9 protein-coding genes are annotated in these 9,499 nt (G+C 73.8%); 1 reads left to right on the plus strand and 8 read right to left on the minus strand.

What is annotated here, in order from left to right:
* Positions 1-11: 11 nt before the first annotated feature.
* The 5 genes from AB0C69_RS31465 to AB0C69_RS31485 form a co-directional block, all read right to left on the minus strand.
* A complete protein-coding gene (locus tag AB0C69_RS31465; protein ID WP_345174829.1) occupies positions 12-668 on the minus strand; it encodes a hypothetical protein in 657 nt (218 codons plus the stop codon).
* Between the two features lie 412 nt (positions 669-1,080).
* Positions 1,081-2,637: a DUF2079 domain-containing protein gene (locus AB0C69_RS31470; protein ID WP_360358644.1), complete on the minus strand. Its 1,557-nt coding sequence runs from the start codon at positions 2,635-2,637 to the stop codon at positions 1,081-1,083.
* Between the two features lie 53 nt (positions 2,638-2,690).
* Positions 2,691-4,667 (minus strand): FtsX-like permease family protein, encoded by a 1,977-nt coding sequence (locus AB0C69_RS31475; protein ID WP_360358645.1) that lies wholly within the window; start codon positions 4,665-4,667, stop codon positions 2,691-2,693.
* A complete protein-coding gene (locus AB0C69_RS31480) occupies positions 4,664-5,380 on the minus strand; it encodes an ABC transporter ATP-binding protein (protein ID WP_360358646.1) in 717 nt (238 codons plus the stop codon). The genes AB0C69_RS31475 and AB0C69_RS31480 overlap by 4 nt, the downstream gene beginning before the upstream one ends.
* Complete coding sequence (locus AB0C69_RS31485; protein ID WP_360358647.1) at positions 5,377-5,961, minus strand: PadR family transcriptional regulator; 585 nt, start codon at positions 5,959-5,961, stop codon at positions 5,377-5,379. The genes AB0C69_RS31480 and AB0C69_RS31485 overlap by 4 nt, the downstream gene beginning before the upstream one ends.
* A gap of 140 nt (positions 5,962-6,101) precedes the next feature.
* Here AB0C69_RS31485 and AB0C69_RS31490 point away from each other — a divergent pair, with 140 nt between their 5' ends.
* On the plus strand, positions 6,102-6,890 hold the full coding sequence (locus tag AB0C69_RS31490; RefSeq protein WP_360358648.1) for a hypothetical protein: 789 nt from the start codon (positions 6,102-6,104) through the stop codon (positions 6,888-6,890).
* 80 nt (positions 6,891-6,970) lie between these two features.
* Here AB0C69_RS31490 and ilvC read toward each other — a convergent pair whose 3' ends face one another.
* The 3 genes from ilvC to AB0C69_RS31505 all read right to left on the minus strand — a co-directional run.
* Positions 6,971-7,954 carry a ketol-acid reductoisomerase gene (gene ilvC / locus AB0C69_RS31495; RefSeq protein ID WP_345174821.1) on the minus strand — a complete coding sequence of 328 codons (984 nt, stop codon included), beginning with the start codon at positions 7,952-7,954 and terminating at the stop codon, positions 6,971-6,973.
* Positions 7,955-8,024: 70 nt separating this feature from the next.
* Complete coding sequence (gene ilvN / locus AB0C69_RS31500) at positions 8,025-8,549, minus strand: acetolactate synthase small subunit (protein WP_345174819.1); 525 nt, start codon at positions 8,547-8,549, stop codon at positions 8,025-8,027.
* 5 nt (positions 8,550-8,554) lie between these two features.
* On the minus strand, positions 8,555-9,499 hold a 945-nt coding region (locus AB0C69_RS31505), incomplete at its 5' end, for a thiamine pyrophosphate-dependent enzyme (RefSeq protein ID WP_360358649.1).

Here is a 9,499-nt window from a genome sequence, read left to right on the forward strand (position 1 = left end):
GTAATGATTCGTCAGGCGGCGTTCGGCTCCGGCACGGAGGCGAGCACGGACGCGACCCGCTCGGCGTCGCCGACGTGCACGTGCGGGACGTCCACGAACACCCGCAGCGGCCCGGGCGGCAGCCCCAGCTCGTCGGCGACCTGGACCTGCACCTCGCGGAGCGGGATGTAGGCCAGGTAGGCGCGGTGGACGTTCTGCGACCGGAACATCGCCGTCATGATCAGACGGTAGCCGCGAATGCGGAACGACAGCGCGGTGAGCGCCGGCAGCCCGTCGGCCGGCTCGCCCGGGATCGTGAGCGAGATCCAGGCGCTGGTGGTCCACGGCCTCGCGCGCAGCAGGTCCACCACCCACCGGATCTGGTCGTGGCCCTGCAGGTCGTGCAGCCGCGGCCAGAACCGCCCGCGGACGGCCCGGCGGGTGCGCTCCTGCGCCCGGCGGACCAGGCGCGCCCGGTCGCCGTACTCGCGCAGGATCGGGTCCTCCCAGCTCAGCGAGCAGATCTCGAACAGCAGCGGCGGCCCCTCGATGATGGGCCCGCCGTCCTCCAGCCCCGCCTCCCCGGCCGCCCACACGTGCCGCAGGACGCCGATCCACGCCCGCCCGCACGTCTCGAAGCGCCGGACGTCCCGGTCCTCCCGCCCCGGCATGTCCTCCCGCCCCGGCATGTCACGGCTCCCCGCCGTGACCGGTTCCCCGGTCCGCCGCGCGGATCGTCGGGGATTCGCCTGCCCGTCGCATTGCCCGCCGGACGAGAAATTCCGGGCCACCGCCCACCGGTGCCCTCGCCTCGCCGCCGTTCAGCCTCACACCGCTCATGTACACGCCCCAAGGCCCGCTCCGGCCGAGGTCACAGGGTGTTCGCGCAGGCTCTCCTCCCGCGCCGGCCCCGGCCGTAACGGCTTTCTTCAAGTATCTGGCAAAGTACCCAGAAAGGGTAGGGATGATTGGCCGGGAGGCGCCTTCACTCGAATTCTTACCCGTGCGACGATGATCGGTCATCGGACAATCTGTCCAAAAGCCGCGTTTCGCCCTATCAGGCGTTCGCCTTACCGGGGACCCGCCCGCCGGGCCCCCGCCTCACCAGGGATCCGGGACGTCCTTGTGCAGGACGACGTAGCCCTCTCTCTGGAAGACCTCCCGGTACCCCTCCGCCTTGAGCCCCTCGACCCGCCGCCGCTGCTCGGCGGGCGAGGCGAAGGGGAACTCCAGCCGCTCCACCTGGGCGATCACCCAGGGCGCGCCGTGCGAGCGGTCGTCCCACAGCAGCACGCGGGCGCGGGACGTCAGCGCCGGGCCGAGGCCGTTCGCGGCCTCGACGAGCGCGCCGTCCGGGATGCGTTCGACGGCCGCGGACGCGGCCCGGACCCGCTCGTTCGGCCGCCACAGCGCGGGGTCGGCCAAATGGCGATAGGCGAAGAACGGCGCGAAAGCGACCGTGACCGCGAGGATTCCCGCCATCGGCGCGGCGGACGGCAGCCGTCCCGGCGCGCCTCGCGCGAACCGGAGCCGTCCGCGCAGACGGGCCGCGCCGTCGGCGGCCGCCAGGACGAGCACGGCGACGATGAACGCGTTGTAGTGGTAGTGGGGCTCCCACCAGTTGCTGAAACGGCTGGCGAGCATCCGCTCGGCGAGCAGCGGGACGGCGGTGAGGGTCAGCGGTGACGCCAGCGGCAGCAGGAGCAGCGGGAGCAGCACCAGAGCCATCGTGAGGAGCTTCTGCGGCGGGTCGCCGAGGACGCGGAGGACGTCCCAGGGATGGGTGACGGCGTGCACCGCGGCGTGGGGAAGGTCGGGACCGAGCGCCCCGTACGCCCAGTAGTAGTCGTTGTCCCCGCCGAACGCCGCGACGGCCACGCGCGAGCAGGCCCAGGTCGCGGCGACCCCCGCCGCGACGTAGGCCAGGCCGGCCCGCCGGTCTCCCGGCGGCAGGAGTCCGCCCAGGCCGCGCAGGCCCCGCAGGCTCCGCCGCCCGCGCCCGGTGGGACGGGTGAGCAGATAGAGGCCGAAGCCCGCGAGCAGCAGCCCCATGTCCTCCTTCACCAGGAGCAGGGCGAACGCGGCGGCCGCCGCCTGGAGCCGCCGTCCCGCGTCGTGCCGCTCGACCATCAGCGCCGACAGCAGCGGCACGAAGGCGACCTCGTGGAAGTCGAAGGCGAGCGCCTCGGCGATCGGCCAGGACAGCGCGTAGGCGCCCGCGGCGCAGTAGGCGGCACGGGCGCCGAGCCTGCGCTCGGTGTACCGCCAGATCGGCGGGATCGCGAGCGCGAGCAGGACGGCCTGGGCGACCAGCAGGGTCGCCGGTCCGTCGTGGATCCAGTAGAGCGGCGCGAGCAGGGCGAGGAGGGGCGAGAAGTGGTCGCCGAGGATCGAGAAGTCCGGGCCGAAGTCGTTGTGGACGCCCTTGACGATGGCGACCGGCAGGCCGAACCGGCTGTAGGAGCGGATCGCCTGGTCGAAGATCACCAGGTCGTAGCTGCCCGTCCGGAAGGCGCGCAGCCGCATCAGCGAGTACGTCCCGTACAGCAGCGCGCTCGCCGCGACCAGCGCCGCCAGGGCGGCGCGCCGGCGGCGGGCGCCCCCGCGGCCCGCGGAGGAGCCGCCCGCCGGTCCCTGCACCGCCACCGCCTCGACCACGCGCCGGACGCTATCACCAGCGCCGGCGCGTGGTTGAGGGGCCCCGGGCGTCCCTACCCGGGGGTGCGCCGGACCGCGGGGAGGCGGCCGCCGGTCACCGCTCCGGCGACGAGCGCCGCGACGAGCGGGACGCCGATCGCCAGCGCGATCAGGAGCAGCCACGGGATGTCGACGATCGTGCCGTGCGGGGCGGCGCCGGTCTCCTCCAGGCTGTCGGTGAGCGGGCGCGTCACCGCGAGGCCGGGGACGAGCCCGCCGGCGATGCCGAGCCAGCAGCCGAGCCCGGCGATGAAGGCGCCCCGGCCCATCGTCAGCAGCCGGCCGGTGCGGGGCCGGGCGCCGACGGCGCGCAGGGTCGCCAGGTCGGGACGGGCGTCCGCGGCGGCGAGCCCGGTGGCGATCAGGGTGGCGCCGAGCGCCAGGGCGGCCGCGGCCCCGCCGAGCATCAGCGTGACGCGCCCGTACGACTCGGTGAAGCCCCGTTCGACGCGCACCGCGCTGTCGCTGGGGCCGAAGGTCCGCATGGTCCTGGTCAGCCGGGCCTGCTCGGCCTTGGTGACCCGGTGGTCGGCGCGGTCGATCCCGAACGCCTCCGTCCGGATGGGCAGGCCCGTCTTCCCGGCGAGCGTCTCCGCGACCTTGGGCGGGACGATGGCCGGCACGTGCGGGTCGCCCTGGGCGGCGACGGCCGGCAGGTCCTTGATCGTCGCGAGCGTGTGCTCCTTGTCGTCGTCCCAGTAGGTCACGGCGGCGCTGACCGTCCCGTGGTCGGGCGGCCGCGCCCGGAACAGGACGATCTTGCCCGCGTCCAGCGCCGAGGACACCGCGGGATCGTCGCGGCCGAGCAGCATCCGGGCCTCCCGGGGACCGCCGGCCACGACCTGCAGGACCTCGGCCTGCGGCCCGGCGTGCTTGACCGAGAGGGAGAGCGAGAGGCACTTCGCGCTGTCCCCGCCGAGGCATTCCCCCCAGGGCCCAGGGAGGGTGCGCAGCGGGACGAGGGGCACGCCCGGCAGGTCGCGCCGGACGGCGGCGGCCACGGCGCCCTCCTGCTCGGCATGCGTCACACGGATCAGCGCCGAGCCGTGGGGCAGCACCGCCTGGTACTCCACCTGCCGCTGCCGGAAGTCGCTGGCGCCCCCGATGGCCAGCGCGGTGGCGCCCGCCACGGCCGCCATGATCGCGGCGACCGCGGGCGCGGTGCGGGCCCGGTTGCGGGCGCCGTCACGGACGGCGAGGCGCAGCGGCAGCGGCAGCCGGGGGGCGAGCCGCCCGGTCGTCTCGACGATCCACGGACCGGCGAGGACCAGGCCGATGATGATCGCCACGGCGCCGAGCGCGGCGCCGAACTCGCGCAGCACCCGGACGCCCTCCAGGGATCCCGCCACGCCCGCCACGACGAGGACGCCGCCGGCGATCGGCAGGCCGCGCCGCGCCCGGCCGGGCGGTTCGCGGCGGCCGGCGAGGGCGGCGACGACGTCCATCCGGCCGGCCTGACGCGCGGGCACCAGGGCGGCGAGCACCCCGCTGCCGGCGCCGAGCAGCATCGTCACGGCGACGACGGTCCACGGCACGGTCAGCGGGCCGAGCCCGTCCGGTCGGGACCCGAGCCGCGCGACGACGGCCGCGGCGGCGATGCCGAGCCCGGCCCCGGCCAGCGCGGCGATCCCGCCGAGGAGCAGGCCGCTCGCCAGGACGACGGCGCGCAGGTGCCGGCCCGCACCGCCCGACGCCGCGACGAGCGCGAGCTCGCGGCGCCGCCGCCGGACGTCCACCATGAACGCCGGCCCGGCGAGCAGGACGACCTCCAGCACGACCATCGCGACGATCATCGCGAGCACGGCCGACTCGGCGGCGCTCGGGGCGCCGGACTCCGCGTCGGCCCCCGCACCGGCGGTCGAGCGCAGCACGGCCAGGGCGACGACGACGCCGATCGGCAGGCCGATCATGGACAGCACGAGCGCCGTGCGGCCCTTGGCGCGCAGCGCGTCCTGGCGGGCCATGCGCAGCGCGAAGACGTAGCGGTTCACAGGTTCTCCTGGAGGAGGCTCTCGGGGCCGGTGGCACCGGGCGTGGCGTCGACGATCCGGCCGTCGCGCAGGAACACGATCCGGTCGGCCCAGGCGGCGTGCCGCGACTCGTGCGTGACCATCAGGCAGGACGCGCCCGCGTCGCAGCGGGCCCGCAGCACGCGCAGCACGTCCTCGCCGGTGTGGCTGTCGAGCGCCCCGGTCGGCTCGTCGGCCAGGACGAGCCGCCGCTCGCCGACCAGCGCGCGGGCGATCGCGACGCGCTGCTGCTGGCCGCCGGACATCTCGTCGGGGAAGCGGTCGGCCAGTTCGGCGACGCCGACCTCCGCGAGCGCCTCCCGCGCCTCGCGGCGGGCCGTGCGGGCGCGGACGCCGTCCAGCTCGCGCGGCAGCATGACGTTCTCGGCCGCGGTGAGGCTCGGGATGAGGTTGAGGTCCTGGAAGACGTAGCCGACGCCGCGGCGGCGCAGCGCGGCCCGCCCGGCCTGGCCGAGCCCGGCGAGGTCGGCGCCGTCCACCAGGATCCGGCCGGCCGTGGGGTGGTCGAGCCCGCCGGCGAGCGTCAGCAGGGTCGACTTGCCGGAGCCCGAGGGGCCCATCACGGCGACGAACTCCCCCGCCGCGACGTCCAGCGTCACCTCGCGCAGCGCGTGGACGAGGGACGGGCCGGCGCCGTGGTCGCGGGACACCTCCCGCATCGCAAGAAGGCTCATCGCCGCGCCTCCTCGTCGACCGGAGCGGGCGCCTCGACCGGGGCGGGCGCGGTGGCCTCGGCGCGGGCGACGTAGGCCTCGCAGTGGTCCAGCCAGCGGACCTCGGCCTCCGCCTGGAAGATCATGGATTCCAGGACGAGCCGCCACGCGCGGTCGCCCTGGTCGGCGGGGACGGCGGGCGCGCCGGCCTTGAGGCGGGTGAGGTCCTGCAGGGTGCGCAGCGTGGCGGTGCGCTGGGTCTGGACGACGTGCGCGGTGTCGACGCCGGGCGTGGTGACGGCCATCGCCAGCTTGATCGCCAACTCGTCGCGGGGGCGGTCGGAGCGGGCGATGGGGGTGGCGAACCACCGCCGCACGTCCTCCTCCCCCGCGGGGGTGATCCGGTAGACGAACCGGCCCTCGTCGTCGGCGTCCCCGCGCGTGACGAGCTCGTCGCGTTCGAGGCGGGACAGGGTGGAGTAGACCTGGCCGATGTTGAGCGGCCAGGTGGCGCCGGTGGACGACTCGAACTCGGCGCGCAGCTGGTAGCCGTAGCGGGGCCCCTGGGACAGCAGGGCGAGCAGACCGTGACGGATGGACATGCCTACCAAGTATGCATACCGAGTATGCGGCAGGCAATACCGAGTATGCATCCGGGACGACACACCGGCCGGTTTTCACTGTGCGCGACGGGTCGGGGCCTTACCGTGACCGAAGTCCCCGGCCGATCAGGAGATGCCCCGTGACCTCGGACAGCACCATCAGCGTCCTGCGCGACGTCCTGCGCGTGTACGACCACCGCTTCCTGGCCCTCGACGGCCCCCAGCGGGAGCGGCTCCTGGAGGGCACCCGCCGCGTCCTCGGCGAGGAGGGGCTGAGCGAGGCCGCCCGCGCGGCGATGCCCGCGTCCGCCCGGCTCAGGGCGTTCTGCATCCAGCACGGCCTGCGCGACGAGCTGGAGCGGCTGATCCGGGACGAGGTCGAGGGGGCCCCGGCGGGCGCGGTCGTGGTCGGCGGCCGGATCTACGCGATGTACCCCTACCTGCGCGGCGTCTCCCGGCAGGACGCCGACATCACCACCGAGGTCGGCGTCGAGCACCGCCTGGAGGCCGTCTGCTGGCAGGGCAGGAAGGTGCGCATCCGCGGGGCCGCCGCCCTCCAGCGCGTCGAGACCGGCCGGACGTCCGTCGACGTCGTCCTGCGGGAACGCTCGTCCGGCAAGGAGCACGGCTTCGTCGCCGATCCCCGCGCGGGCCGCTCCGGAGGGTTCGAGGTCGTCGCCGACCCGGCCGCCGTGGAACCGGGGCGCTGGGACGTGCACGTCACCGCGACCGCGCTCGGCGTCACCCGCGAGGCCCGATTCGGGTCCGTGCGCGCCGAGGGGGTCAAGGCGGCGGCGCAGCGGCGAGCCGTCGGAACGAAGGACGTCACCGTCTACTTCACCAAGGGCGGCCACCTGGCCCTGCTCGTGGCCGAGGCCGCCGAGCCCGCCTCACTGCGCGCCAGGATCCGCCGCCGCCTCCGCCGCTGAGCACACGGGCCCGCGCGGCGCCGCCGGGCATGCGAAGGCGCGGGGACCGCGCACCGGTCCCCGCGCCGTCACGGAACGGCTCAGTCGTTGAGCCAGCTCATCATCGGGCGCAGCTCGGCGCCCGTCTTCTCGATCGGGTGCTGCGCCAGCTCCTCGCGGTACTGCGTGAACTTCTTCTGGCCGCCCTCGAACTCGTCCACCAGCTCCTTGGCGTACTCGCCGGACTGGATCTCGCCGAGGATCTTCTTCATCGCGGCCTTGGTCTCCGGCGTGATCACGCGCGGGCCGCGGCTGTAGCCGCCGTACTCGGCGTTGTCGGACACCGACCAGTACATCTTGGACACGCCGCCCTCGTACATCAGGTCGACGATCAGCTTCATCTCGTGGAGGACCTCGAAGTAGGCGACCTCCGGCTGGTAGCCGGCCTCGGTCAGCACCTCGAACCCGGTCTTGATCAGCTCGGAGACGCCGCCGCACAGCACCGCCTGCTCGCCGAACAGGTCGGTCTCGGTCTCCTCGGTGAAGGTCGTCTTGATGCCGCCCGCGCGCAGGCCGCCGATGGCCTTGGCGTAGGACAGCGCCAGCGGCCAGGCGTTGCCGGACGCGTCCTTCTCCACGGCCACGATCACCGGCACGCCGCGCCCGGCGACGAACTGGCGGCGCACGAGGTGGCCCGGGCCCTTCGGCGCCACCATGGCCACGTCAACGCCCTCCGGCGGCTGGACGAGGTCGTAGCGGATGCTGAAGCCGTGGCCGAAGAACAGCGCGTCGCCCTCGACGAGGGCGGGCTTGATGTCCTTCTCGAAGATCTCCCGGTGGTGGTGGTCGGGGGCCAGCAGCATGATCAGGTCGGCCTCCTCGGCGGCCTCCGCCGGGGTGACCACGCGCAGGCCCTCGGCCTCCGCCTTCTCCCGGCTGGCCGACCCCTCGCGGAGCCCGACCCGCACGTCGACGCCGGAGTCGCGCAGCGAGAGCGCGTGCGCGTGCCCCTGGCTGCCGTAGCCGATGATCGCCACGTGCCGGCCCTGGATCACGCTCAGGTCGGCGGCGTCGTCGTAGAACATCTCAGCCACAGTGCTGTTGCCTTTCGTTGGTGTGGTTGGTGCCGCCCGAGGGCGGCGTGCGGGTCGCGGATCAGGCGCTGCGCTCGATGGACCGCAGCGAGCGGTCGGTGATGGACCGGGCGCCGCGGCCGATGGCCACCATGCCCGACTGCACCAGCTCCTTGATGCCGAACGGCTCCAGGATCCTGATGAACGCGTCCAGCTTGTCGCGGTTGCCCGTCGCCTCGATCGTGACGGCGTCGGGCGCGACGTCCACCACCTTGGCGCGGAACAGCGTCACGGTCTCCAGGACCTGCGAGCGGGTCTCGGCATCGGCGCGCACCTTGACCAGCACGAGCTCGCGCTGGACGGACGCCGAGGAATCCAGCTCGACGATCTTCAGCACGTTGATCAGCTTGTTCAGCTGCTTGGTGACCTGCTCCAGCGGCAGGTCGGCGACGTTCACCACGATCGTCATCCGGGAGATCTCCGGATGCTCGGTGGTGCCGACCGCCAGGGACTCGATGTTGAAGCCGCGCCGGGAGAACAGCGCCGCGACCCGAGCCAGGATGCCGGGCTTGTTCTCCACCAGCACCGAGAGGGTGTGCAGGCTCATCGGGGTCAGTCTCCGTTCTCCCAGTCGGGCGCCATGTCCCGGGCGATCTTGATGTCGTCGTTGGCGGTGCCGGCCGCGACCATCGGCCACACCATGGCGTCCTGGTGGACGACGAAGTCGATCACGACGGGGGCGTCGTTGATCTCCATGGCCTTGGCGATGACCTCGTCGACGTCCTCGGCCTTCTCGCAGCGCAGGCCGACGCACCCGTACGCCTCGGCGAGCTTGACGAAGTCGGGGATCCGCCTGGCCGAGTGCAAGTTCGTGTTGGAGTAGCGGCCCTCGTAGAAGAGCGTCTGCCACTGCCGGACCATCCCCAGGTTGCCGTTGTTGATGACGGCGACCTTGACCGGGATGCCCTCGATCGCGCAGGTCGCGAGCTCCTGGTTCGTCATCTGGAAGCAGCCGTCGCCGTCGATCGCCCAGACCGTGGAGTCCGGCGCGCCGACCTTGGCGCCCATCGCCGCCGGGACGGAGTATCCCATCGTCCCGGCGCCCCCGGAGTTCAGGAACGCGCCCGGCCGCTCGTACTTGATGAACTGCGCGGCCCACATCTGGTGCTGCCCGACGCCCGCGACGTAGTACGCGTCCGGCCCGGCGATCTGCCCGATCCGCTCGATGACGTACTGCGGCGACAGCGAGCCGTCGTCGGGGGTGTCGTAGCCCAGCGGGTACGTCTCGCGCCAGGCGCTGAGCTGGCGCCACCAGTCGGTGTAGTCGCCCTTACGGCCCGCCTCGTGCTCGTTCTGCAGGGCGACGACCAGGTCGGCGATCACCTCGCGGGCGTCCCCGACGATCGGGACGTCGGCGTGCCGGTTCTTGGAGATCTCCGCCGGGTCGATGTCGGCGTGCACGACCTTGGCGTGCGGCGCGAACCCGTCCAGCTTCCCGGTGACGCGGTCGTCGAACCGGGCACCGAGCGCGACCAGCAGGTCGGCGCGCTGCAGGGC

It is taken from the genome of Actinomadura sp. NPDC048032, from assembly GCF_040653175.1.
GTDB lineage: Bacteria > Actinomycetota > Actinomycetes > Streptosporangiales > Streptosporangiaceae > Spirillospora > Spirillospora verrucosospora.